Here is a 24,852-nt window from a genome sequence, read left to right on the forward strand (position 1 = left end):
ACTTTTGGGGGTTTCCGTTTGTTAAAAATGCAGGTGAAGTGGGATTGTTTTAGTCGGTAGAGAAAGTTTAGTGTGAGTCCACATGGCTTGATTACCTTTGTAAAATTCGAAGTTGCCCACATCTTTTGGAGAGAACATGGCTGAATCCACTGTGGAGGCGAAGGCGCCGGCTAGTGCCTTGGATCGTTTCTTCCACATCACGGAGCGGGGCTCCACCATTGGCACGGAGGTTCGCGGCGGCGTTGTGACCTTCTTCGCAATGGCGTACATCATCATTCTGAATCCACTGATTATCGGCACTATCGCCGACGTGAACGGCAAGACCCTTGGTGTGCCGCAGGTTGCTGCGGCTACCGCGCTGGCTGCCGGGTGTATGACTATTTTGTTCGGTGTTGTTGCACGGTACCCATTCGGTATTGCTACCGGCTTGGGTATTAATACGTTGGTTGCTGTCACCATGGTGTCTGTCGAGGGTTTGACTTGGCAAGAGGCCATGGGTTTGGTCGTTTTAGACGGTATTATCATCGTGGTGTTGGCGGTGTCGGGTTTCCGCACCGCTGTTTTTGATGCTATTCCTACCTCGCTGAAGGCTGCGATGGGTGTGGGCATTGGCATGTTTATCGCCATGATTGGCCTCGTTGATGCCGGTTTCGTGCGCCGCATCCCGGATGCTGCGGGCACGACTGTTCCTGTGTCTTTGGGCACGAATGGTTCTATTGCTTCGTGGCCAACCTTTGTTTTCGTGGTCGGTTTGATTATTTGCGGCATGCTTGTGGTGCGCCAGGTGCGTGGCGGGCTGTTTATTGGCATCGTTGCGACCACGATTATTGCGATGATTGTGGAAGCTGCTACCGGTGCTGGTCCTTCGTTTGTTGATGGTAAGCCTGTGCCGACTGGGTGGTCTTTGGCTGTTCCTACTTTGCCTGAGTCGATTGGCGGGCTGCCTGATCTTTCTATTGTGGGCGACATTTCTTTGTTCGGTGCTTTCACTCGCGTGGGCGCTCTGGCTGCAACGTTGTTGCTGTTTACGCTGGTGTTGGCGAACTTCTTCGATGCTATGGGCACGATGACTGCTTTGGGTAAGCAGGCGAATCTTTCTGATAAGGATGGCAATCTGCCGAACATGAAGGCTGCGCTGGTTGTTGAGGGTGCGGGCGCTGTTGTGGGTGGTTTGGCGTCGTCGTCGTCGAATACTGTCTACATTGATTCCGCTGCGGGTATTGCGGATGGTGCGCGTACGGGTCTTGCGAATGTGGTGACGGGTATTTTGTTCCTGTTGGCGATGTTCTTAACCCCGCTGTACTCGATTGTTCCGATTGAGGCTGCTGCTCCTGTGCTGGTTGTGGTGGGTGCGTTGATGATTTCGCAGATCCGCGATGTTGATTTCACCCAGTTCTCGATTGCACTTCCTGCGTTTTTGACGATTGTGATCATGCCGTTTACCTACTCCATTGCTAATGGTATTGGTGTGGGGTTCATTTCTTACGTGCTGATGACTGCTGCTGCAGGTAAGGCGAAGAGCATTCACTGGATTATGTGGCTGCTGTCTGCTTTGTTCTTGGTGTTCTTTGCCGCTGACCCAATTTTGAACTCGATCGGCTAAGTTTTCATTGTCTACTTCCGGCGCTGGTGGTGCAGGTTGTAGGGCTTTTTGGGGTGTGGGCATTGCTCACACCCCTTTGTGCTGTGTGCTTATCGACGCCGCCTGCTCACCATCGCTGATTATGCGGGAAAGGGAAGTCGCAGCTTGTGGGCATAAATATCGGCTCTCTTCTGTGTCTAGTGCGCCTTAAACTCGACCTTTTTATGAGATCCTTCCGGATTCTGGTGTTGTCGCGGGGAAAGGTCGAGTTGTCTGATTGCAGGGTGGTGGTGCTTTGGGTTTCTCGACCTTTTTGCGGTGGGTGTGCGGATTCTGGTGTTGTGGTGGGGGATAGGTCGAGTTGTCCGATTGCGGGGAGGTGGTGCTGTGTGCTTATCGACGCCGCCTGCTCACCGTCGCTGATCGTGCGAGAAAAGGGAAGTCGCAGTTTGTGGGTACAAATATCGGCTCTCTTCTGTGTCTAGTGCGCCTTAAACTCGACCTTTTTATGAGATCCTTCCGGATTCTGCTGTGGTGGTGGGGGAAAGGTCGAGTTGTCTGATTGCAGGGTGGTGTTGCTTTGGGTTTCTCGACCTTTTTGCGGTGGGTGTGCGGATTCTGGTGTTGTGGTGGGGGAAAGGTCGAGTTGGGTGTGTGGTGGTGGGGAAGCTGAGTTATCCGATTGTGGGGAGGTGGTGCTGTGTGCTTATCGACGCCGCCTGCTCACCATCGCTGATCGTGCGGGAAAGGGAAGTCACAGTTTGTGGGCACAAATATCGGCTTCCTTCTGTGTCTAGTACGCCTTAAACTCGACCTTTTTATGAGATCCTTCCGGATTCTGCTGTGGTGGTGGGGGAAAGGTCGAGTTGGGTGTGTGTTGTGGTGGGGGATGAGTTTTGTTTAAACCGTGGATGCCTCCGTACCCTAGATGCTTATGGATATCACCCACATCACCGATCCGGAAGACCCCCGCGTAGACGACTTTCGCGATTTAAAACACTCCGACAATCGTCCCGATCTTCCCGGTGGCAAAGGGCTCGTGATCGCCGAAGGTCCCCTCGTGATCGGCAGGCTCATCGAATCCCGCTTCCCCTACGAGCCATCATTGGGTTCCCACACAAACTGGAAAAATTCCTCGCCGACCCCGACAACCGTGCACGCACAGCTGAAATCCCCATCTACTCCATCGACCGACCCACCCTCGCTCAACTCGCAGGCTACGACATGCACCGTGGCCTACTTGCCTCCGCGGATCGAGCAGGTGACCTTTCCATCGCTGAAGCTATCGACGGCGCGAACACCGTCGTCGTTCTCGAAGGAGTAGGCGACCACGAAAACATCGGCTCGATGTTCCGCAACGCCGCAGGCATGGGCGTAGACGCTGTGCTTTTCGGCAACGGCTGTGCCGACCCCCTCTACCGCCGTGTGGTGCGCGTCTCCATGGGGCATGTATTGCGCACCCCATTTGCCCACTTTGAAGGCAAATACACCAACTGGCAACACGGACTAACCCAACTCAAAGACGAAGGCTTTAGAATCGTCTCACTGACCCCCGACGACAAAGCCGACCACCTTGCCGACGCACTCAGCGACGCCAGTGGCAAACCATACCACAAGGTTGCGCTCCTCGTCGGCGCTGAAGGCCCCGGGCTTACCGAACACGCCATGCGCGCAACCGACCAACGCGCAAAAATCCCCATGGCTGAAGGCACTGATAGCCTCAACCTTGCCACCGCCGCAGCCATCGCATTCTACGAACGACTACGCAGCCTGAGCCACAACTAAACCTCCACCACCTGCACAACCGCGCCGGGAAATGGGGGCTAGGTTTCGGCGTCGACACGCTTAAAAAAGTTAGAGATCCTCTGCGATATCCTCAATATCCGTCAACCCCTCACTACCTGTCGAACGCAGCGGTGAGCGCGAATCACGACGATCCACCTGAGCAGGGCGATCACTATAACGCAGCTTATGGCCCACAGCGTGCTTAAACTGCACAACCTTACGCCCAACTTTCGCACCCACCTGGCGAATCAACGCAACGCCTTTTGACGTCACAGAACACAAATCCGTGACCACATCATCAAGATCATCATCCACGTCAGCCTCACTATCGAAGCCCTCGTAGTCATCGTAGCCGCGCCGCTTCGACCCAATCCCCAACTTCGCCGACGCCTGACTTGCAATCCTCCCAACATCCTTCGCCGCAGATGAATGCATCTTCGGCTCCGGGCGACCATCAACCGCATACCCCACCACATTAATATCGGGGCTAGTAGCAGGATCGAAACCCAGCCACGCACTCTCAGCAGCCTTCGCAATCGCATGAGGATTAAACGGCAACGCAATGCCGCGGGCAGAATCAGCACAATCACCCGCCCAAAACGGGCGCTCAAACGGCTCAACCAGACCAATATCCTCATACACCCGATCACGCTTCGCCGCGAACGCCCGCTTGAGCGCCATACCCTGCCAGTGCGCGAAACCGCCGAACCCAGACTCCTCATTAATGCCGCAAGCGTACACATCAGCAGCCGGAATCGCCCGCACAAAACGCTCGTCGAGAGTCGAAAGCAACGTGCTATCAGGCAACACCATCTGAATCACACTAATGCCGGGAAACGCCGCGATATAAAACTCGCCAGCAGACGGCGCCGCAGAACGATTCAGCGAAAACTGCCCGATCGGAGTGACCTGCCACCGTGGGTTCAGCATGGCCAGCAGCTTGCGGCCGAAACCGCGGTCAGCACGCGGCGACATCGCAATGATCTTTTCTGGGTGTGCAGCTGTGACGAACCACAGCGTCAACACCATGTCATTTCTGCTTAAACCCATCGACGTTCTACATCCCTCAAACGATCCTTAACAAACCTGAAACCGCACTCACCATACGCATACAATCCGGCGTACACAGGGTGAATGCGAGCACACCAGTCACGCGCAGGGGGGAAACTATTTACGCGGGCGCTTCGTGTTCGTGCGCACACCCAACAGCACGTCCTCCCAATGCGGGGTGACAGCTTTACGACGCCGCCTATTCGCCCTTTGCTGAGCATCGTGTTCCGGGCGACTACGCTGCTGAAAATCTTCCCCCGTCGCTTCCGCAACATCCGCTTGCTCATCGATGACAGGAATATCTTGGGTATCTTCGATCGACGGCGCTGGGGAAGGGGAGTGCACGGCGGTGAGACTGCGCACAGGTTTAATGAAATCCGGATCAATCAAATCAGCAGCCAAAGAATTACGAGCAACGGCGGTCGCATTCGACGCGGAATGCTTCAAATAACTCCACTCAGCAACATTCTGAGTGACCCCAGCGTCCCATTTCACCTGAATGACCCACTGATTCGCCGCATCACGGTACGCATCCCACTCAGAGGTGAGAAGATCAAGACCACGCGCCGCGAAGGCGGTGGCAAGAATCTCCCACAACGATAATTTCGCAGGTCCATCATCACGCACGGGGAACGCACGCTTGGCCATCTCCGCCATGCGTGTGCGCTCCAGCAACACAGGATGCGCGTACGGCTCAATGCGCGCTTCTGTCACATTATTTAACTCGGCCAACTCGGCAACCGTGGCACCAGCGCGAATACGCTCCTGAATCTCACGCGGGCGCATCTTCAGCGGTGCCGACAGGCGAGGATCAATCTCCCGTTTATCAGCGTGAGATTCTGCAGGAGTTGGTGCAGACGCTACCGACGACGTTGCGGAAGCTGAATCAGCCGACGCAACCGACTCAGTGGATGCAGTGGACGCATCTGGGCTAGGGGAGTAGGAAACAGGAGATTCACCAGAAGATTCCTCCGCGCTTTGCGACGCTACCTCCGAAGAGGCAGAAGCTTCTGGCTTCGGTGCCTGCTGAACAGGAGTGTCTACACCACCGTCATTTGTCGCGTGTACCTGCTCATCAGCGTTCTCTGGTACGGACACCACGAGAGAAGGACCGTGAAGATCGCCAAGTGCGGAATTATCACGCGGGGCAACGGAAGAAACATCACTGCTTGAATCAAGGGCGTGCGCCTGCGCTGCAGTATTTGCTGAATGCTGGGCAAATGCGTCCCGCAAAGTGTCGGTGACCACCAGAAAATACTGCTGTTCGGATTCGGGATCGACGAACACAAGCGAGGTAGGGGTGGACTCGGCCTCGACCAAGAAGAGTTCCTTCATGAGTGTGAGCTCCTATCGAAGTTGCCGGGGGGAAGAATACGACCGATGCGTGCAAAACCTGCAATAATTTCTTCAACAATATCGTAAATTCCCACGTAAGTGGGGGTTGTACACACACGAAACGCCCGCTTACTTTACACACGTAAGCGGGCGTTGCTGTCTAAACAGCACAAGGTGAAGGTTTTAGGCCTTCGCGTAACCACCATCAAGGATGAAATCAATAGCTTCGGTCAGAAGCTTCACATCTTCTGGGTCGATAGCTGGGAACATGCCGATACGCAGCTGGTTGCGGCCGAGCTTGCGGTAAGGCTCAACATCTACAATGCCATTGGCGCGCAGGATCTTCGCCAGCTTTGCTGCATCGATGCTTTCATCAAAATCGATGGTGCCCACAACCAACGAACGCTGCTGTGGATCCGCAACATACGCAGTTGCCTCTGGGCGGTTTTCTGCCCAAGAGTACAAGGTGGTGGAGCTCGCAGTGGTACGTGCAACCATGCCCTCAAGGCCACCGTTGGCATTCATCCACTTCACCTGGTCATCCAGCATGAGCAGGGTCGATACCGCTGGGGTGTTGTAGGTCTGGTTCTTTAAGGAGTTATCAACAGCGGTCTGCAGGTTGAGGAACGCTGGGATGAAACGGTCGGAGGAACAAATCTTCTGAATACGTTCCATAGCTGCAGGGCTCATGGCAGCAAACCACAGGCCGCCGTCGGAAGCAAAGCACTTCTGTGGGGAGAAATAGTAAACATCAGCCTGAGACATATCTACCGGCAGGCCACCTGCGCCGGAGGTTGCGTCGATAACAATGAGGCTTTCTTCGCTGCCCTCGGGGCGAACCACAGGCACCATAGCGCCAGTGGAGGTTTCATTGTGAGCCCAAGCGATAACGTCGCAGCCGTCCATAGCAACTGGTGCGGGTGCGGTGCCTGGCTCAGTCTTGATAATGGTGGGCTCGTCAAGCCATGGGGCATCAGCGGAAGCCTTTGCAAATTTGGAAGAAAACTCGCCAAAGGAAAGGTGACCGGACTTCTTCTCGATCAAGCAGAAAGTTGCTGCATCCCAAAACGCAGTAGCACCACCGAGGCTGAGGATGATTTCGTAGCCTTCAGGCAGCTGGAAAAGTTCAGCAAGCCCTGCACGGATTGATCCGACGACATTCTTGACTGCTGGCTGGCGGTGAGAGGTTCCGATTACGTTCTGCGCCCCGTTTACCACTGCTTGGATTTGTGAATCACGGACTTTGGAAGGGCCACATCCGAAACGAGGGTCCTTAGGAATCACATGAGTCGGCAAAGTAGGGAAAGAATCGCTCATAGTCACGCTTTCTTCTCAAGCAACCGTGGAAACACACATAAGGTGCGTTGCACGATCACGATCAGGAGGGAAAATCCCATCACGCTGAGCATGAACGCTAAAGAAGACGCAAAAATTGGTGAGCAGTAACACCAACAAAAACATCAGCACCTCACAGCGAGGATGCCATAACTCACGTTGGTGGCTGTTTCACAGCACAATGTGCACGACCGCGCCCATGTGCATGAAGGGTGAGTTAATAGTACCGCCATTTTTAATAAAGTGTGCGTTGCTGTGTTTCATCACTCTTTTATCCCCCACTACCCCCACCCCACAAATACACCTACGAGAAGCTCAGTCTAGAACTAAAGACACTTGCTTAAACAGCTAAAGGTGCGAGCGTTTGCGAGGGGGAAGGTCAGGTGCTCACCTGCTGTGTTGTTATAAATGAACAGGCGTATTTTATTTCTTCTCTCCCCGCGTCCTGCCTGCTGCACCACGCTGCTTGCGAATAATACATCTGAAGGGAAATCAGCGAGGCGCCCCGATGGCGCTTGAAGTGGCGACTGCACAACGCAGTGCGAAGAGTGCATGAGCGTATGAGGTAAGGGGAATCTGTTGTGCTACGTGCATGTTTTAATCGGTAAGTGCAGCTTCTTTGCGAATGCCGTGAAGAATACAGCACGGAAGCTCAAGGTGAGAATGAGCAGAGCGCACAATGCGCGACTGTGTGTGAGCGGGGGATGCGCATAATGCTGATCACCGTGGGGATCTCTGAAAGAAACGAGCACAACTCGCCAGCTGCATTCACGGCTCATAGGCGGGTGCAGGTATGTAAAGCAACTTCCACTTCGGTGAGGGCACATTTGCGAAGATTGCGAAGCGAAGGGGGGAAAGTGGGGGTGGCTTTTCGGTTGGTGACCAGCAAATTTCTTGGTCACACGTATTCGCTGTAGTGGTAATCACAAGATTTGGTACACTGTGCAGTGCCCCACGCGGGTTACAAGGGCAGCGCTATCGACTACACACACTCTAGAAAATTGCACTGGGGTGAACACTGGTCGAGGACTAAAAATAGGCTGCTCACAACCCCAGTGCGATGAAAGAATTCACAGGGTGTGGGTGACCCCCGTTGAACTCAACAATTCAATACTGAGTCTTTGATGAAGCGTTCCGGTGGAATCTCCTAAGAGATAGATCACCAAAGCTTAAGACCTTTTCATGGGACAATTCCTGCTGACACATTCTGCGAACTACAGTCTTAGCTTGTAGTCTGTGGGAAGCTGCTCTCAGCGAAGGCGTAAGACTTTCGTCAAAGCTGCTCAAAGCATTCTTTTCATAAAGAAGCCGATGAGTGCACAGAGGCTTTTATTGAAGCCTTCAAACGACAAACACGATACCTCCAGCTTTGTACAGAGAAGGAGGATCAACATACACGTAATAAAAGAGGAAAGGGAAGCTGTGGCTACTGACAACAACAAGGCAGTACTTCATTACCCAGGCGGCGAGTTCGAGATGGACATCATCAAGGCTGCTGAAGGTAATGACGGCGTAGTTCTCGGCAACATGCTGGCACAAACTGGCTTGGTCACCTTCGACCCAGGCTATGTTTCCACCGGTTCGACCGAGTCGAAGATTACCTACATCGATGGCGATCAAGGCATTCTGCGTCACCGCGGCTACGACATTGCTGACCTGGCAGAAAACGCAACCTTCAACGAGGTCTCTTACCTGCTGATCAAGGGCAAGCTGCCTAACCAGGAAGAGCTGGAGAAGTTCAACAACGAAATCCGCCACCACACCCTGCTGGACGAGGACTTCAAGGCACAGTTCTCCATCTTCCCACGCAACGCACACCCCATGAGCGTGCTGGCTTCTTCCGTCAACATTCTCTCCACCTACTACCAGGACCAGCTCGACCCACTGGATGAATCCCAGCTGGACAAAGCAACCGTCCGCCTGCTGGCCAAGGTCCCAATGCTGGCCGCTTATGCATACCGCGCGTCCAAGGGTGCACCGTACATGTACCCGGACAACTCCCTGAACGCACGTGAGAACTTCCTGCGCATGATGTTCGGTTACCCAACCGAGCCATACGAGGTTGACCCAGTTGTTGCAAAGGCACTGGACAAGCTGCTCATCCTGCACGCTGACCACGAGCAGAACTGCTCCACCTCCACCGTGCGCATGATCGGCTCCGCACAGGCCAACATGTTCGTCGCAATCGCCGGCGGCATCAACGCACTGTCCGGCCCACTGCACGGTGGCGCTAACCAGGCTGTTCTGGAAATGCTGGAAGAGATCGACGCTAACGGTGGCGACGCAACCGACTTCATGAACCGCGTGAAGAACAAGGAAAAGGGCGTCCGCCTGATGGGCTTCGGCCACCGCGTGTACAAGAACTACGACCCACGCGCAGCCATCGTCAAGGACACCGCACACGAGATCCTTGAGCACCTCGGTGGCGACCACCTGCTGGATCTGGCCATGAAGCTGGAAGAGATCGCACTTTCCGACGACTACTTCATCCAGCGCAAGCTCTACCCGAACGTAGACTTCTACACCGGCCTGATCTACCGCGCCATGGGCTTCCCAACCGACTTCTTCACCGTCCTGTTCGCTATCGGCCGCCTCCCTGGCTGGATCGCACAGTACCGCGAGCAGTTGGCAACCACCACCAAGATCAACCGCCCACGCCAGATCTACACCGGTGAAACCCAGCGCAAGGTCGTTCCACGCTCCGAGCGCCCATAAGTTTTAGCCTCATGTGAGCTGCACAATAAGGTCTGTTACGCACAAACCCACTACAATAGATGGGAAGTATGTGTAGCAGGCCTTATTTTTATTGCCCTACACGCCATGCACCCCTGCATAACCGCAGGTAAGGTGCATACAGTCCCCCTTGAGTATTTAAGGAGTGTTTTCCTTTATGGAGAAGCCAGTAATTGAGATCCCAGCCGGTGTCGCGCCGGAAGATCTAGTCATCACCGACCTCGTCGTCGGCGAAGGCGTCGAAGCACAGCCAGGTGGCATGGTTGAGGTTCACTACGTGGGCGTCGACTTTGAAACCGGCCAAGAATTCGACTCTTCCTGGGATCGTGGACAGTCCATCGAATTCCCCCTCGCTGGTCTCATCGCTGGTTGGCAGGAAGGCATTCCTGGCATGAAGGTTGGCGGCCGCCGCCAACTGGTCATCCCCCCAGAGGCAGCCTACGGCCCAGCCGGTGGGGGACACCCACTGTCCGGCCGCACCCTCGTGTTCGTGATTGACCTGCTCAACGCGCGCTAAAACACCCCCGCCGACAACACAATCGGTACACACATCCACACCAGATCTCAAACTCCTTGACCGCACCTTTCACCGAAGTGAAAGCTAGGAACAAGGATTGGATTGAGATCAGGTGTGGATTTTACTTTTTCCACCCCAGCCCACACTCAACCCGCAACAGCTAGGTGACGCTGGTGAAGGCGTCGACAAGCTTCTCGTAATGGGCAAAACGCTGCGCTCGACCCACCCGCTGCGGATTCGTCTCCAACTCCCACAACGCATGAGCTACATGATCCAACACCGCAGCAGCAAACACCTGCGGTTGATGCGCAGCATCCTGAACCTCGGGGATAATCCCATCAATAATCCCCGCCTCACACAACGCCTGGGCGCTGACCTTCTGCTCCTCCATCATCGCCGGCGCATGCACCGTATCCCGATAAATAATCGCCGACGCACCCTCCGGCGGCAACGGCGACAACCACCCATTACTCGTCGCCAACACCTTATCGGCAGGCAACATCGCCAACGCACCACCCCCACAGCCTTGACCTAAAATCACAGACACCGTGGGAACATCCACATCAACCAATTCACCCAACGTACGCGCAATCGAACCGGCCATCCCCTCTTCCTCAGCAGCCTGCGACAACTCCGCGCCGGGGGTATCAATCACAGAAATCAACGGAATATTCAAGCTCTGGGCAAGAGCAATACCGCGCCGGGCAAAACGCAACGCCGCAGTCCCCAGCGGATGTTGACCAAGCGGTGGCTGCGCGTGACGATCCTGCCCAATCACCACAACCGGACGACCCCCGATCCGCGCCAACACCACCCGGATAGCAGGGGAGGTACGACCATCGCCGGTGCCAGAAAGCTCAATGATCTGATCCGCACCGATCACCTGAAATAAGTCCCGCAACCCCGGGCGCTGCGGATCGCGAGTTGCCTGAATAGACTCCCAGGCCGACTTCGCATGCTGGTTATTCTCGATGTGGGCAACAACTGGCTTAGAAGTCGCAGGCGGGCTCAGTAGCACCTGTGCGATCTTGCCCACTGCGGTGCGTAACTGTTGAGGGGAAATAACCCCATCAATCACCCCGTGGCGGGCGAGATTTTCACCACTTTGCACCCCGTGAGGGATCGGCGTTCCCGTTGTCAGCTCGACTACCCGCGGCCCTAAGAAACCCAGCAGGGAATCAGGTTCCGCGAAGGTGAAGTGACCTGCCGAACCCCACGAAGCCATCACACCACCTGTGGTGGGGTTGCGCAGATACACCAAAAAAGGCAGGTGGGCATCTTTGTGGCGGTACACCGCAGTAGTAATTGAGACCATCAGTGCGAAGGCAGGCGTTCCCTCCTGCATGCGAGTTCCACCCGACGAGGGGGAGATTAACAGTGGAAGTCTAAGCTCGGTTGCCTTGTGAATCGCCGTGACAATCCGGCGCGCGGTGGCCGCCCCAATGGAACCACCGAGGAAGTCGAATTCGCTGACCACGCACGCAACCCGAGTGCCACACACGTAGCCCTCGCCTGTGACCACTGCTTCGTCCACCCCAGATTTTTCTTGTGCCCGTGCCAACGAAGCCCGATAATCATCGGAAATCGGGCCATATTGTGGTGGGCTATCCCAACTGATGAACGTGCCGGGGTCGAGGACATCGTGGATAAGTTCGTGGGCTGAAATGCGAGTCATGGGGCTAACACTAGCCTGAAAGACTCCCCCGATGTGGGCGTTTTTTCAGTTTTGACTGCCCTAGGTTGGTGAAAGCGGGTACAACTGGTGTGTATGACTGAAACACTAATCCCTTCCATCACCCTCAACGATGGCACGGAAATGCCCGCCATGGGTTTAGGCACGTGGAAACTTCAAGGGGAAGAAGCGATCACAGCTGTTCGAAGCGCCATTGAACTTGGCTACCGCCACTTTGATACGGCGGTAATCTACGGCAATGAAGAAGAAGTAGGGCGTGCGATCGCCGATGCTATTGCTGCAGGGGATGTCACGCGCGATGAGCTATTCATTACTTCTAAGCTGTGGCACGACCACCATGGGGAGCAGTTGGCGCAGAAATCCTTTCAGGATTCATTGAGTCGAGTGGGCATGGACTACCTCGACTGCTATATGGTGCACTGGCCATGGCCCAAGAAGGGGGCTTTTGTTGAAACCTTTGAGGGGCTGGCGAAGCTGCAGGGACTGGGGCAGCTGCAGTCGATTGCGGTCGCGAATTTCAACGCTGAACAGCTCAGCGCGATCATTGCTGCCACCGGTATCGCCCCTGTGCTCAATCAGGTGGAGCTCCACCCCGGTTTTAGTCAAGCCCCGTTGCGGGAGTTTCATGCCACGCACAAGATTGTGACGGAGGCGTGGTCGCCGCTGGCACAAGGCGGTGCGTTGGATCATGCACTGGTGTGCTCGATTGCACAACAGCTGGGCAAGACACCATCCCAGGTGACGTTGCGGTGGATTTACCAGTTGCAGGCGTCGTCGGTTCCGAAGTCGGCTTCACCTGCACGCCAGGCGGAGAATATGCAGATTTTTGATTTCGAGCTTGACGATTCTCAGATGCAGGCGCTGACTGCTCTGGATGATGCACCAGGCGGCGGCCGACTGTTCGCTGATCCTGACCTGTATCCAGGCGACGATTAAAGGCCACCGCACCCAGCTGCCTGAGCACCGGGCACAGTGGGTGCGTGTTTGAGTGCATTGTGCAGCGCGAAAGTGCAAAGTGCGGTGTTGTCCATGCCGCGTGCATCTGCGTGCTGCACTTTAGCGCTGTGTGCAATTTTTATTAACAGAGGGCGTTAATGCTGATGCGACAATGTGATGACTGGAGAAATAATGGGTTCAACTGTGACTTTGACGTCGACTGATCAGGATTTGCTGGTAACACGTGATAAGCAGGTGCTGATTCTTTCGCTTAATCGCCCTGATAAGCGTAATGCTTTGAATGCGCAGTTGTGTCGACGCATCACAGAGTGTGTGCGGGAATTAGATGATTCTGTGCGTGCTGTGCTGATTCGGGGCGAGGGGAGTGCGTTTTGTGCGGGTGCGGATTTAGGTCCGACGTCGTCAAGCGATGAGCAGGCTCAAGGCGGTGTGTACGGTGGGGGATTTCATGCGGCGTTGCATGAGATGCTTGCTGCGCTGGTTGCCACACCGGTGCCGGTGATTGCGGATGTGCAAGGCCCCGCCGTGGGTGCGGGTACGCAGTTATCGCTGGCGTGCGATCTGCGCTTAGTGGGGGAGAAAGGCTGGTTTGCGGTTCCGGCTGCGGCGCTGGGTTTTGCCCTTGATGCTTGGACGCTCAATCGTGCGAGGGATCTGCTCGGTGGCGCGGTTGCTCGTAATATGCTTATCGCACATCAGCGGGTGGGCGCGCAGCAGGCTGTGACTGTGGGCTTTGCTACTCAGCTTTGCGACGCCGATACGGCCTTAGCGTTTGCGCACGAGGTTTCCTCGCTGGCACCGCTGGCGATGCGCCATGTGAAGTTGGTGCTTAATGGGTGCGACCATACCTATGAGCTGAGTGCTGCGGAACAAGAGTTGTATGAACAGTGTTGGGCAAGCGAGGATGCTGCTGAGGCGCGGCTGGCGCGGCAAGAAAAGCGTAAGCCGAAGTTCCAGGGCAGATAGGAGTGTGTGCGGGCACGCACACTATTTGTGCTCCCAACCTGATTTTTCACTAAATCGGGTTGGGAGTTTTTCATGGGTTTATTCTTGGATTTTTTGGGATTTTTGTTGCGAAGAGTCGCAAAGCTTCGGCGGTGGTGCGGGGAGTTGATGCGGTGAAAAGTGGGAGCATGAGTGCTAAAAAGTTTGCAAACTTTGGGTTAGCAAAATTAGCAAAGGTGATTTGAGGTAAGTGGCGGGGGTGCTCCATTTTGGGTTAAAGTCCGAGTTTAAACGCAATGTTGGGGGTAGTTGTTGAGGGTTTGGTGCACTGAGATCGCCAAGGGCTTCACTATTGCAATGTGAGTTGGGTAACTTCTTCTGTGTGACGCAGTAGGTGTGACTGTCGGCACATCTGTGAAAGGATTTTGCTAACTTCGCAGAAGTGGCCGGATTATGGTCTCGGTGCCACTGGGTCGCCAGTTTCTTTTAAGGGTTCTTTCGCCCTCCGTCCGTTTCTCCGTTCGAGAAAAGTATCCATGTGGCGGGGAGTGGGTGAACCACAGTTCCACCAAGACCCACAAGTCACCACAGTTGTCCCGCCCCGGCGGACGTGATCAATGGCATTAAGCGCTACACATGAGAAGCGTGAGGCCGTTGTTATGCAACGACAAGCAGTGTGAGGTACAACAACACATGCGTTGGCTTGGGGCTTTTGATGAGAAAGCGAGTTTTTCATGAGTGCTCAATCAGCACCGCAGCGGCGCCAGCCTACTGCACAAGAGTTTCGCGATATGCAGTCCAGCCCGCAATTTGCCAAGCTGCGCTCCACCTATCGCAGCTTTACCTTCCCGATGTCAGTAGCGTTCTTCGTGTGGTACATCGTCTATGTCATCACCGCCATCTACTTCCCCGGTTTCATGGGGCAAAGCGTTTTTGGCTCCGTGAACGTTGGTGTTCTCTTTGGTTTCGCACAGTTCGTAACCACCTTCCTGATCACCTGGATCTACATCAACTACGCAAACAAGAACATCGAACCGCAGGCAGCTGCGATTCGCGAGCAGATGGAAGGCTAAGGCGGAATCGACATGAATATTACGTATCTTGCACAGGAGTCTAGCTCCGGCAACCCGATCCTCAACATGGCCGTCTTCTTGGTGTTCATCGTGGGCACCATGGCAGTGGTTATGCGCGCAGGTAAGTCCACCAAGGACGCATCCGACTTCTACACCGGCGGTGCTTCCTTCTCCGGTAAGCAAAACGGCCTTGCTATCGCAGGTGACTACCTTTCTGCAGCATCCTTCCTCGGTATCGTTGGCGCTATTGCTCTCAACGGCTACGACGGCTTCTTGTACTCTGTTGGCTTCTTCGTTGCGTGGCTGGTTGCTCTGCTTCTGGTTGCTGAGCCACTGCGTAACGTCGGCCGCTTTACCATGGCGGATGTTCTTTCCTTCCGCCTGCGCCAGAAGCCAGTGCGTGTGGCTGCGGCTTTCGGCACCTTGTTTGTGTCCCTGTTCTACCTGATTGCTCAGATGGCTGGCGCAGGCTCCCTGGTGTCGGTGCTGCTGGACATTCATGAATTTAGCAAGCAGGCCATCGTGGTTGCTGTCGTGGGTATTGTGATGATCCTGTACGTGCTCATCGGCGGTATGAAGGGCACCACCTATGTGCAGATGATTAAAGCCGTGCTGCTGGTTGGTGGCGTCGGTATCATGACCGTGCTGGTGTTCATCGCTGTCAAGGGTGGTTTGACCTCCCTGTTCGATATGGCTGTTCAAACCCATGGCGCTTCTCAGACAATTGTGGAGAAGGGCTACGAGGCAACTCAGATTCTGGAGCCAGGTTTGCGCTATGGCAAGACCGAAATTTCTAAGCTCGACTTCGTCTCCCTGGGTATCTCCCTGGTTTTGGGTACCGCTGGTCTGCCACACGTGTTGATGCGCTTCTATACCGTGCCTACCGCTACCGAAGCTCGTCGCTCCGTGACCTGGGCGATTATCCTCATCGGCGCGTTCTACCTGATGACCCTCGTCTTGGGCTACGGCGCTGCCGCTCTGGTTGGTCCGGACAAGATTTTGGCTGCACCTGGTGGCGCAAACGCTGCCGCACCACTGCTGGCACTGGCACTGGCAGGCCCGATCTTCATGGCTGCTATTTCTGCAGTGGCATTCGCGACCGTTCTTGCCGTGGTTGCCGGCCTGGCAATTACCGCTTCGGCTTCGGTTGCTCACGATATCTACAACGCAGTGCTGCGCAACGGCCAGGCCTCCGAAGAGGAGCAGGTTCGCGTCTCCCGCATTACCGTGATCGTCATCGGTGTGCTCTCGATTGTGCTGGGTATTCTCGCCATGGGTCAAAACGTCGCCTTCCTGGTATCTTTGGCCTTCGCAATCGCAGCCTCCGCTAACCTGCCAACCATCCTGCTGTCGCTGTACTGGAAGAAGTTCAACACCGCTGGTGCTGTGGCTTCCATGTACACCGGTTTGAGTGCCGCACTGATCCTGATCATCTTCTCCCCAGCTGTGTCTGGCGCGAAGACCTCCATGCTCGGTGAGAACATCGACTTCGCGTGGTTCCCACTGTCGTCCCCTGGTCTGGTTTCCATCCCGCTGGCCTTCTTGGCTGGTTACATCGGCACCATGCTGGGTACGCCTGACAACTTGGATGATCTCCAGGCAGAGATGGAAGTTCGCTCCCTGACTGGTGTTGGTGTTGAAGCAGCTGTTGATCACTAAACAGTGAGTGCACTTTCACGCTTCACCGTGATGCATCCATCCGAGTGACTAAAGAATTGGCCCCCAGTGCTCCGGCTGATCTAGCTACGGGCGCTTGGGGGTCAATAACTAAAGAAACTGGCGACATGCCCCTCTGGTAGTACTTCTGCTGGAGGGGTATTTCCCGTTCTCAACGCGGGTGTGTTGTGGGCGGATATATGGGGGTAAAAAATGCCCTCACATGGGAAATTGTATGTTTGCTTAAGTTGTATTTGGGTGTCTATTATTTGATTCATGTCTTTTGGTTTCAGCCTCAGGCTGAGTACCCTCCGCCCACGCTCACAGTGGGGGTGGAGGCAACGTGGTTGGTGGCGTCGTCTAGCTCTTGTTTCCAGCGTGTGCACGCTGGGGTTGGCCAGTGGGTGTGCCTCGCACCCCGCCGAAGAACCTGCAGCATCGTGGGTAACGCACGCGGAGGACAGCAAAGACTCCGCGCGCCAGATTTCCTTGCGCGGCTTTGACGCCCCAACCCCAGACACGTCGCTTGAAGACAGCCTAGGTTACCAGATCACCTATGTGGATTTGAGCACTGGACGCCGAATTGGTACGGCAAATGAGCGATCAAGCCGTGCGGCATTAAGCTTGGTCAAACTCTATATTGCCCATTATGTTTTTACTTCAGGCGAAACGGATGATCAGTATAAAGCGATGAAAATGGTTGCCGATTCTGATGACACTATCGCTGAGGAGCTTTATGCAGAATATCCCGATTCAATTAGCTGGGTCATTGAAAAATATAATCTTCAATCCACCGTGGCTGATTGGCGATGGGGATATAGCCTGACCACGACATATGATGTTGCGTATTTCTTAGCTCAAGTGATCAAAGAAAATCCAATCGCCCCAATTCTGGTGGCGATGGCCAACTCGGATGATCGCGCGGCGGACGGGACTTTGCAGAATTTTGGTACGTCGATTTTGCCCGGCGCGATTGGCACAAAGTTCGCGTGGTCGAACGATAAAGATCTGCATTCGACGGCGACTTTCGGCACCGATTTTGTTGCTGTGGCAAGTAATTATGGTGATTCCGATGCATTAACCAAACTCGTGCGCTATCAGCTGCTTGGCCAGCGTCCAGCAGCCGCAGCGTCAACTTCCGCCCCATCACCATCACCATCCGCGACGCCGCTGAACACAAGCGAAAAAACAAAGCCCACGATAAAAACAACTCCATCAGCATCAGCCGGTGCTTCGTCGGCTTCAGAGCCATCAGAAATGACGACATCAGCTGTTTTCAAGAAGTAATGCACCAAAGCAGCTACGATGGCACGAAAGCAGTGGGGAGGGAGAATATAGTGAGGATGACGTTGTCCATGTATCGACGTGTTATTGCAAGTGTGTGTTGTGTGGCTGTACTTTCGCCAGCGCCAGCTTTAGCGCAGTCCAGCGGGAATGCCCACCTAGAAGACCAGGTGTGGAATGTTCGCGACCAGATTGTCGGTTTCGCTGAACGGCATGCAGATCCTGCCACGGCTGCCCATGTGCGCTCTATGGTCGATGGGGCGGTTGATCACTCCTTCCCCGGTGCACGAGCCCGCCACCAGCCTGCTGCGCCAGGGGGTGTCAATTTCGCAGGCTTTTACACACCTGCAGCACCTCCGCGTATGTCCAGCCCGGGTTTTGAGCTTACGTACGTCAATCTCGCATCCGCCATGCATGTAGGTTCACCGGGCGAGCATGCCCGCATTCCAGGTTTAAGCTTGGTCAAGATGATGATTGCGCATTACGTGTTCGCGCATGGGCATGCGGCGGATTTTCAGAAAGCGACGATGATGCTGCAGCGTTCTGATGATGCTGCGGCCTCAGAATTGTATGCCCGCTACCCTGATTCGATTGCGTGGGCGACACGGACGTATGGTTTGCGGAATACCCACGCCGCACCGCATTGGGGTTTTTCCACTACGTCGACTTATGACATGGCCTTTTTCTTGGCATCGCTGATGCGGGAAAACCCGAATGGGCCAGTGCTGAATGCGTTGCGTACATCAGCGCCTATTGCCAGCGACGGCAAGCCCCAAAATTATGGCACCGCAACTCTACCTCGAGTCCAGGGCACTAAGTGGGGATGGTCGGATAATCATCAGAATCACAGTTCCGCATCGTTTGGTGCTGACTTTGTGGTGGTGGCCTATTCACCCGGTGATGCTGCGCGACTCACCGCCTTAACGCATGCGGCACTGGCGGGTTATCATTCTTAAAAAAAATAGCAGGCAACGACTGTTGCCTGCCATGTCTTACGCCCTTTTTTCTTCGTTCTCTCGCTTTTAAAGCGCGGAATGTACGAAGTGTACAGGGGCGGGATGTGTGTGATGAGCGTTTAGCTGGAATGCTTGGCAATGTTGAGCGCCATATCAATCTGCGCTGCGCTTGGAACAGGCAGTGAGTGGCCACCGGGGATCTGGGAGCTCATGCCCGATAGTGCGGTGCCAAGCTTGTTGAGGGTTTCCCCGTCAAGTCGATTGAGTACATCATGTCCATTAGCTGCAGGTGGGGCAGGATTAGTGGGCACTGCGGGTGCTGCAGGAGGAAGTGGGGTACCTGCTTGCCCTGGGGTCCACTGACCCCAGTCGGCTTGGTAAACATTGTTTACATCGGACTGGATGCCACCGACAGTGGTTTGCCATCCGGCTACTTGATGAATGGTGGTGCGGGGGTGGATGCGCCCGTTGGAACCCCAGTCGTGCTGCCAGAAGTAGGAGCCGAGCCCGTCTTGGGTAGCCCATTCGATCACGTTGTAGTTTCCGTAAATGCCCATGGAGTACCCACCTGCGCGCAGCGCGGTGTTAAAACCTTGCAGGTAGGGGCGGATTTGGGTGACGTATTGCTGATGGGTGGGGTTGTCGTCGATGGCCACGTAAATCGGGCGTCCGGTGGGCCCACCGGCGGCGCGGTGCAGCGCGATTGCTTGAGGCGCGTGGATCGCTGCGCCTGCCGCGCCCCGCTTCCAGTCGGCGGTTGCGTCTTTGCCGAACTGGTAAACGGAGGCGGTTTTCAGGCCGTTCGCTGCGTGGTCGCGGGTTTCGGCGATGCCGACTGGTTTACCTTTCATCCATTCCGCGCCGGGGCGTCGGTGGGAGACGTAGCGGACGGTGCCGATGTGTCCTGCTTGGCGTACCGCAGCGCCGGAGGGTACGCCTGCGGAGTAGTCGAGGACGGTTCCGAGAACAGGCCCGAGTGCTTCAGCGTGCGGGGTGGTAGGGCTGATGGTGGTGAAGCCGAGGCTGGCCGTGATGGTCAGTGCTGCGACTGTGAGCGCTGTTTTGCGGTTGAGGAAAGACATGTGGGAAAACTCCTAAAGCTTTAGTCACATCTGTAACAATAGATAACAACCTTAACAGCTTCTGTGTGTTTGTGGGAACGGTTGAACGCGCACCCACGTGCATCTGCGCAGCATAGAGCTAAGAAAATTTTTCTACCCCTCGTGTTTTCATTACGCGAAAACCCCCTCCACAGACGAAGGGGGTGATGAAAGCATGCGTGACGACGCCGAATTCGACGTCGTCACGCAAGCTTAAAGTTTGCTGCGCTCAGCAGCTGGCTGAATCAGGTGCGCAATCAGCGGGAAGAGCAAAACAGTGACACTACCAGCCGCAACCAACAACGACGCGTTGGTCGCACTCAACACATCAGAAGCGACAGCCACATCCGTCACCGCCACAATGATCGGCAGCGCAGTCGCCGCATACAAACTAAGCTGCACCTTTTCCCGCCTCGTAGACAATTTCGAGCCAGTATCGACAAACAATTCACGCAGCAAAATAGGCAAACCACGAGTGATATAGATCAGCGGGACCAGCGCAATAAGGATCAACGGATTAGCAATCACCGCAGCCGGGTCAATACCCATGCCGGAACACACGAAAAATACAGGGATAAGCAATCCGTAGCCCACGATATCAAGACGCTGCTCCAAAGCAGTGTGGAATTTTTCCGGAACAATCTGACGCAAAATAAAACCAGCCGCGAACGCGCCAAGCACCACATCAAGCTCGAACACCGCAGCAATCGCCATGAGCAAACCCAACAACCAAATCACCAAACGCACCACCGTTTGGTTAGTCGAACCCGCCGAATCGACCATGGCACGGCCCATCCACGGCACCAAATATTTAACAGTCTTCGGAATCGCAGCAACAACCGCAGCAATAAGGAAGAAAGCAAGCAAAACAGAAGCAGTCATCCACGTAGCCCGCGCCGACAGCAGCAACGCCATGGCAAGAATCGGGAAAATCTCACCCAACGCACCATGCACAAGCAAAGACTTGCCCACCGGCTTGTCCAGAATCTCTTGCTGCTTCATGATCGGCATAAGCGTACCGACGGCAGTAGAAGTCACCGCAATAGCCAGCACAATAGCAGTGGCAGTGTTCTCCGGGCTCAACAAAACATAAGCACCAGCGAAGGACAGCACCATACACACAATCCACGTGGAGGATGCAGAGCGCCCCTCCTTACTGCGCAGATTAGTCGGATCAATCTCATAGCCAGCAAGCAGGAAAAGCATGCCGAGCCCGAGTTCTTTCACAAGCCCCACACCACCTTCCGTGTTGGCCAAGTCCAGCCAGTGCGGGCCAATAATAATGCCGAAGGCAATAAGAAGGACAACCGCTGGGATCCGCTTACCTGTCAGCCACGAGAGCAAAGGCGCAAGACACGCTGCACCCATGATCCAGGCGAAGGAGACGAGTGGTCCAGATTCGACGAGCCCTGCGGCCATGTGCAGCACTTCTGGGCTTTCAACGCTGTGAAACATTCTGACAATCTTAGCGCGAAAAAAGCCTAACTTTTGAAAACTAAACTCCGTGATTTTTTGCACCACGCTAAGGCTAGGTGTGTTGCCGGCTACTTGTCGTGGGGTGGGTTGCGGGCAATGCTCCGGCGTCGTGTCATGGAATAAGAAAAACGGCAGTCACTGAGCATTTTTCTGCAACAGGAACTGCCAGTTATGTCTACAGTTTCCAGCACTAATGCCTTAAGTCGCAGACGTGAGGTGCCGTTCGCGTTTGAGTGGTGCCAATCTCAAATGACTTGTGAGCGGTTAGACTGCCTTGAATAAGACGGTTTTTCTTTATCGACTTTTCTGGGGCCGAATGCGTGTGACGCAGGAACTTCTTCAACTTCTTCGTCTCTGAGCTAAGTGTGGGGTGTTACTTGGCGGTATAGCAATTCGTCTGGTGAATAGTTGGAGTCGTCACCAACCAAGGCCTCACCGATACTCAATTCTGGGTTAGCCATTTATCACAGGTACCCAGTCTTTGATGATTCGGGTGAGAAACGCTGGTGCGTCCATGTCGTTAGATTCGCCTTCATGCTGCTGTAGGTACAAGCCGTTGGCAACGATAGTGGCATCTGGCTCAACGTTGCAAGAGAACACGCGGTCTCCGGCGATCCATTTGGACAGCACAGCATCTTCCTCCGTAGGAAATTGTCCAGAGGCAGGGTTAAGCTGGACTGTCGAATGACAGTGAGTACTGCATCGGCAAGTGTCAGGATTTTGGCTGAGGATGCAGCGAACCAGCTCCTAGCCAGTCATGATCTAAGTTGTCGAGCCGCGAGTTTGCGTGTGGCAGCTACGAACGGATCAGTAAGCTACGCGACGAAAGCGGATTTACCGAGAATATCGCGCAATTCCCGAGAAATAGACGAGGAACCATTCTGGCCCTTAATCCCTTCGCTTGTGGGGAGCAAGACAAAAGTGCTTTTATCGAAGTTGAGCCCTAAAATGCGGCCTTTAACACTACTGAATGATTGTGAGCCCCGTCCGGAACCACTCAACGTGAGTGGTTCCAGGTGCGTCTTTCAGTCCAACGCGGTTACAGCGGCCTGATTCCTCGATAGCAAGATTCTTTGGCACTTGCTTAAATTCAATTTCAACCGGTACATCTCGACCGCTACCACCTCGGATGTGGACACCGAACTTATAGACCTGAACCTGATCCTAGGTGACAACTCTTGCCTTCTCCTCGTACAGCCCAGCATCCAGGAACTGCCCTAACAGTCCGAGCTTGGAATCAATGCCGGTACGGATATTTGATCGGTAGTACTCTTACGCCTTGGTCCTCTCGACTTTCCTCGTTCGTGTAAGGCAGCGTGAGGTGATCTGGCTGGGCCAGCGTTGTATCTGGCTTCGTCTCTCTACGTACGATGCGAGCAGTCCACGGCGCTTGAGAATCGAAGAGGGGTGCAGGCTCTGGCTTGCCTCGAAAAGGTAGCATTCGGAGACGTCGGGATCGAAAATATATTCGTGTTCTATGTTATAGCATTACTGGGAGCATCGCGTCATGAGCTCGTGCAAGTGCCGAGCGCATTCGAGGTGGAGTGTGAAGAAAATCTGATCTATATCCGCAGGCTAAAGTACTCAACGGGTACGTGAGCAATGCTGCGAACGATGTGTTAATCTTGCAGGCAATAGGCACAAACAGGTCAACGGTTATGCGCTCAATTTCTTCCGCATTCATCGATATTTCGATCAGCCAGAACCTTGATGTCAGGTACCGTATGTAAGGTGATTGCGCATGACTGATACTCAGAAGAATTATGGTGAAGTATTTACCCGCCGATGGGTCGTGGAAGCAATCCTTGACCTCGTTGGTTATACAATCGACAAGGATCTTTCTAGGTTGCGAGTAATTGAACCCGCTGTCGGTGGAGGGGCATTTATCGGACCGCTTGTAGAACGCCTTATTGAGAGCGCGAACCGTCACGGAATCGAGGCGGGGAAGTTACGCGGTATTATCTGTGGATGGGATCTTCAAGAATCTCATGTACGAACTTCGCGGATCGTTGCGCAAGAAGCCCTAGCTACCCACGGTGTTGAACCGATTCTCGCAGCGGAGCTTGCAGAATCGTGGATTCATGAGGGTGATTTCCTCCTCCAGTTCCATACAGAACAAGCCAACATTATTGTAGGAAATCCACCGTACATTCGTAGCGATGATCTCGAAGATCACGTGGAACGTCAGTACAGAGCGCTGTGGAAGACCATGGCTGGGCGGGCAGATATTTATGTTGGTTTCTATGAATGCGCGCTGTCATTACTGGCTGCCGGCGGAAAACTTGGCTTTATCTGTGCTGATCGCTGGATGCGTAACGCTTATGGGAAGCAGCTTCGTCATCTTGTTACTAAGTCATATGCGATGGAGTCGGTGTGGTCGATGCACGACGTCGATGCCTTTGAAGCGGAGGTGTCAGCTTATCCAGCGATTACGGTTATCGGAACTGCCAAGGACACCCGACCAACAGTGATTGACACAACTGCTGAGTTCAACGAATCGTCTGCCCGTGAAGCGCTCGCGTTTGTTGCTTCTGGGAAGCAGCAGGCACAAGGGGGTCATTGGGAAGGCGCCCGTCTTGATCGATGGTTTGATACTGACGATTTCTGGCCATCTGCACCTCCGGCAACTATCTTGCAGTTGGAAGAGCTACAGCAGCGTTTCCCGGCGCTGGGGGCAGATGAAAGTACACGCGTCGGGATTGGTGTTGCGACAGGCGCAGATGGTGCTTATATTGTGAATGCATCGGAAGATATCGATGTTGAACCTGATCGACTATTGCCTCTCGTTATGGCAGATGATATTCGTTCTGGTCAGTTGAATAAGCCAAAGAAGGTCATGCTCAATCCATGGGATGAAAACGGGAATCTCGTTGACCCTGAAAAGTATCCTCAGCTGATCAATACGTTAGAACAGCATGACGCAGTTAAAAAGCGCTATGTTGCCCGCAAGACTCCGGATCAGTGGTTCAAAACAATTGACAAGGTCCGTCCTGGCCTAGCCCAGCAACCAAAGCTTCTTCTGCAAGACATGAAGGCACAAATCACTCCGGTTTTCGAACCTGGAGGCTATTACCCACATCATAATCTGTATTACATTGTCTCTGAGACTTGGGATATGGAAGTTCTCGGTGGCATTTTGCTCTCCCACATTGCAGAAGCTTTTATCTCAGCATACGGCGTGAAAATGCGTGGTGGAACTCTACGATTCCAAGCGCAGTATTTGCGAAAAATTGCCCTTCCCAACTCAGGATCAATCAGTCCAGATGATGCTGAGCGTCTTCGTCTGGCATTCCGGGCCGGGGATCGCGAAGCTGCGACCCGTGTGGCGGAGCGTCTCTATGAGATCCCTGCTTTTACCTTCGGTTAAACTATCTG

18 protein-coding genes and 1 pseudogene are annotated in these 24,852 nt (G+C 54.4%); 12 read left to right on the top strand and 7 right to left on the bottom strand.

Going from position 1 to position 24,852, the window contains the following annotated elements; genetic code table 11:
* Positions 1 to 136: 136 nt before the first annotated feature.
* Positions 137 to 1,603, top strand: coding sequence for an NCS2 family permease (locus CFELI_RS03445; protein WP_277103966.1), 1,467 nt, complete (start codon positions 137 to 139; stop codon positions 1,601 to 1,603).
* Between the two features lie 913 nt (positions 1,604 to 2,516).
* A pseudogene (locus CFELI_RS03450) lies at positions 2,517 to 3,367 on the top strand (TrmH family RNA methyltransferase).
* A 69-nt stretch (positions 3,368 to 3,436) separates the two neighbouring features.
* On the opposite strand, the gene CFELI_RS03455 reads toward CFELI_RS03450, so the two are convergent.
* The 3 genes from CFELI_RS03455 to serC form a co-directional block, all read right to left on the bottom strand.
* On the bottom strand, positions 3,437 to 4,417 hold the full coding sequence (locus CFELI_RS03455; protein WP_277103965.1) for a DUF6928 family protein: 981 nt from the start codon (positions 4,415 to 4,417) through the stop codon (positions 3,437 to 3,439).
* Positions 4,418 to 4,534: 117 nt separating this feature from the next.
* The gene (gene sepH / locus CFELI_RS03460; RefSeq protein WP_277103964.1) at positions 4,535 to 5,752 is read right to left on the bottom strand and encodes a septation protein SepH; all 1,218 of its coding nucleotides are present in this window, start codon (positions 5,750 to 5,752) and stop codon (positions 4,535 to 4,537) included.
* A gap of 183 nt (positions 5,753 to 5,935) precedes the next feature.
* The gene (gene serC, locus CFELI_RS03465) at positions 5,936 to 7,069 is read right to left on the bottom strand and encodes a phosphoserine transaminase (RefSeq protein ID WP_277103963.1); all 1,134 of its coding nucleotides are present in this window, start codon (positions 7,067 to 7,069) and stop codon (positions 5,936 to 5,938) included.
* 1,440 nt (positions 7,070 to 8,509) lie between these two features.
* On the opposite strand from serC, the gene CFELI_RS03470 reads away from it, so the two are divergent.
* Together CFELI_RS03470 and fkpA are read left to right on the top strand one after the other, a co-directional pair.
* Positions 8,510 to 9,802 (top strand): citrate synthase, encoded by a 1,293-nt coding sequence (locus CFELI_RS03470; RefSeq protein WP_277103962.1) that lies wholly within the window; start codon positions 8,510 to 8,512, stop codon positions 9,800 to 9,802.
* Positions 9,803 to 9,977: 175 nt separating this feature from the next.
* Positions 9,978 to 10,337 (top strand): FKBP-type peptidyl-prolyl cis-trans isomerase FkpA, encoded by a 360-nt coding sequence (gene fkpA / locus CFELI_RS03475; protein WP_277103961.1) that lies wholly within the window; start codon positions 9,978 to 9,980, stop codon positions 10,335 to 10,337.
* A 160-nt stretch (positions 10,338 to 10,497) separates the two neighbouring features.
* Here the strand turns inward: fkpA and CFELI_RS03480 are convergent, their stop codons facing one another.
* Positions 10,498 to 12,012: a carboxyl transferase domain-containing protein gene (locus CFELI_RS03480; RefSeq protein ID WP_277103960.1), complete on the bottom strand. Its 1,515-nt coding sequence runs from the start codon at positions 12,010 to 12,012 to the stop codon at positions 10,498 to 10,500.
* Between the two features lie 93 nt (positions 12,013 to 12,105).
* Here CFELI_RS03480 and CFELI_RS03485 point away from each other — a divergent pair, with 93 nt between their 5' ends.
* The 6 genes from CFELI_RS03485 (at position 12,106) to CFELI_RS03510 (ending at position 18,901) form a co-directional block, all read left to right on the top strand.
* A complete protein-coding gene (locus tag CFELI_RS03485; protein ID WP_277103959.1) occupies positions 12,106 to 12,966 on the top strand; it encodes an aldo/keto reductase in 861 nt (286 codons plus the stop codon).
* A 177-nt stretch (positions 12,967 to 13,143) separates the two neighbouring features.
* Complete coding sequence (locus CFELI_RS03490; protein WP_277103958.1) at positions 13,144 to 13,953, top strand: enoyl-CoA hydratase; 810 nt, start codon at positions 13,144 to 13,146, stop codon at positions 13,951 to 13,953.
* 713 nt (positions 13,954 to 14,666) lie between these two features.
* On the top strand, positions 14,667 to 15,005 hold the full coding sequence (locus CFELI_RS03495; protein ID WP_277103957.1) for a DUF485 domain-containing protein: 339 nt from the start codon (positions 14,667 to 14,669) through the stop codon (positions 15,003 to 15,005).
* Between the two features lie 12 nt (positions 15,006 to 15,017).
* Positions 15,018 to 16,664 (top strand): monocarboxylic acid transporter, encoded by a 1,647-nt coding sequence (locus tag CFELI_RS03500; RefSeq protein ID WP_277103956.1) that lies wholly within the window; start codon positions 15,018 to 15,020, stop codon positions 16,662 to 16,664.
* 273 nt (positions 16,665 to 16,937) lie between these two features.
* Positions 16,938 to 17,948, top strand: a complete 1,011-nt coding sequence (locus CFELI_RS03505; RefSeq protein WP_277103955.1) for a hypothetical protein — start codon at positions 16,938 to 16,940, stop codon at positions 17,946 to 17,948.
* A gap of 101 nt (positions 17,949 to 18,049) precedes the next feature.
* On the top strand, positions 18,050 to 18,901 hold the full coding sequence (locus CFELI_RS03510; protein WP_277103954.1) for a serine hydrolase family protein: 852 nt from the start codon (positions 18,050 to 18,052) through the stop codon (positions 18,899 to 18,901).
* A gap of 119 nt (positions 18,902 to 19,020) precedes the next feature.
* Here CFELI_RS03510 and CFELI_RS03515 read toward each other — a convergent pair whose 3' ends face one another.
* The 3 genes from CFELI_RS03515 to CFELI_RS03525 all read right to left on the bottom strand — a co-directional run bounded on the left by CFELI_RS03515 (position 19,021) and on the right by CFELI_RS03525 (position 22,107).
* Positions 19,021 to 19,983, bottom strand: coding sequence for a DUF1906 domain-containing protein (locus tag CFELI_RS03515; RefSeq protein ID WP_277103953.1), 963 nt, complete (start codon positions 19,981 to 19,983; stop codon positions 19,021 to 19,023).
* Between the two features lie 231 nt (positions 19,984 to 20,214).
* Entirely contained in the window at positions 20,215 to 21,420 is a 1,206-nt protein-coding gene (locus CFELI_RS03520; RefSeq protein WP_374724762.1) for a cation:proton antiporter, read from the bottom strand.
* A gap of 510 nt (positions 21,421 to 21,930) precedes the next feature.
* Positions 21,931 to 22,107 carry a hypothetical protein gene (locus tag CFELI_RS03525; RefSeq protein WP_277103951.1) on the bottom strand — a complete coding sequence of 59 codons (177 nt, stop codon included), beginning with the start codon at positions 22,105 to 22,107 and terminating at the stop codon, positions 21,931 to 21,933.
* A 965-nt stretch (positions 22,108 to 23,072) separates the two neighbouring features.
* Between CFELI_RS03525 and CFELI_RS03530 the strand changes: the two genes are divergently transcribed.
* On the top strand, positions 23,073 to 23,207 hold the full coding sequence (locus CFELI_RS03530) for a hypothetical protein (protein ID WP_290259470.1): 135 nt from the start codon (positions 23,073 to 23,075) through the stop codon (positions 23,205 to 23,207).
* 11 nt (positions 23,208 to 23,218) lie between these two features.
* Positions 23,219 to 24,844, top strand: coding sequence for an Eco57I restriction-modification methylase domain-containing protein (locus CFELI_RS03535; RefSeq protein WP_277103950.1), 1,626 nt, complete (start codon positions 23,219 to 23,221; stop codon positions 24,842 to 24,844).
* Positions 24,845 to 24,852 lie beyond the last annotated feature (8 nt).

The sequence above is a fragment of the Corynebacterium felinum genome (assembly GCF_030408755.1).
Lineage (GTDB): Bacteria > Actinomycetota > Actinomycetes > Mycobacteriales > Mycobacteriaceae > Corynebacterium > Corynebacterium felinum.

What these genes read in the sequence shown, in the direction of transcription:
- CFELI_RS03515 (WP_277103953.1), bottom strand. Translation starts at nt 19,983, where the DNA reads ATGTCTTTCCTCAACCGCAAAACAGCGCTCACAGTCGCAGCACTGACC.
- CFELI_RS03520 (WP_374724762.1), bottom strand. Translation starts at nt 21,420, where the DNA reads ATGGCCGCAGGGCTCGTCGAATCTGGACCACTCGTCTCCTTCGCCTGG.
- CFELI_RS03495 (WP_277103957.1), top strand. Translation starts at nt 14,667, where the DNA reads ATGAGTGCTCAATCAGCACCGCAGCGGCGCCAGCCTACTGCACAAGAG.
- CFELI_RS03500 (WP_277103956.1), top strand. Translation starts at nt 15,018, where the DNA reads ATGAATATTACGTATCTTGCACAGGAGTCTAGCTCCGGCAACCCGATC.
- serC (WP_277103963.1), bottom strand. Translation starts at nt 7,069, where the DNA reads ATGAGCGATTCTTTCCCTACTTTGCCGACTCATGTGATTCCTAAGGAC.
- CFELI_RS03490 (WP_277103958.1), top strand. Translation starts at nt 13,144, where the DNA reads ATGACTGGAGAAATAATGGGTTCAACTGTGACTTTGACGTCGACTGAT.
- fkpA (WP_277103961.1), top strand. Translation starts at nt 9,978, where the DNA reads ATGGAGAAGCCAGTAATTGAGATCCCAGCCGGTGTCGCGCCGGAAGAT.
- sepH (WP_277103964.1), bottom strand. Translation starts at nt 5,752, where the DNA reads ATGAAGGAACTCTTCTTGGTCGAGGCCGAGTCCACCCCTACCTCGCTT.
- CFELI_RS03485 (WP_277103959.1), top strand. Translation starts at nt 12,106, where the DNA reads ATGACTGAAACACTAATCCCTTCCATCACCCTCAACGATGGCACGGAA.
- CFELI_RS03445 (WP_277103966.1), top strand. Translation starts at nt 137, where the DNA reads ATGGCTGAATCCACTGTGGAGGCGAAGGCGCCGGCTAGTGCCTTGGAT.
- CFELI_RS03535 (WP_277103950.1), top strand. Translation starts at nt 23,219, where the DNA reads ATGACTGATACTCAGAAGAATTATGGTGAAGTATTTACCCGCCGATGG.
- CFELI_RS03480 (WP_277103960.1), bottom strand. Translation starts at nt 12,012, where the DNA reads ATGACTCGCATTTCAGCCCACGAACTTATCCACGATGTCCTCGACCCC.
- CFELI_RS03455 (WP_277103965.1), bottom strand. Translation starts at nt 4,417, where the DNA reads ATGGGTTTAAGCAGAAATGACATGGTGTTGACGCTGTGGTTCGTCACA.
- CFELI_RS03505 (WP_277103955.1), top strand. Translation starts at nt 16,938, where the DNA reads ATGTCTTTTGGTTTCAGCCTCAGGCTGAGTACCCTCCGCCCACGCTCA.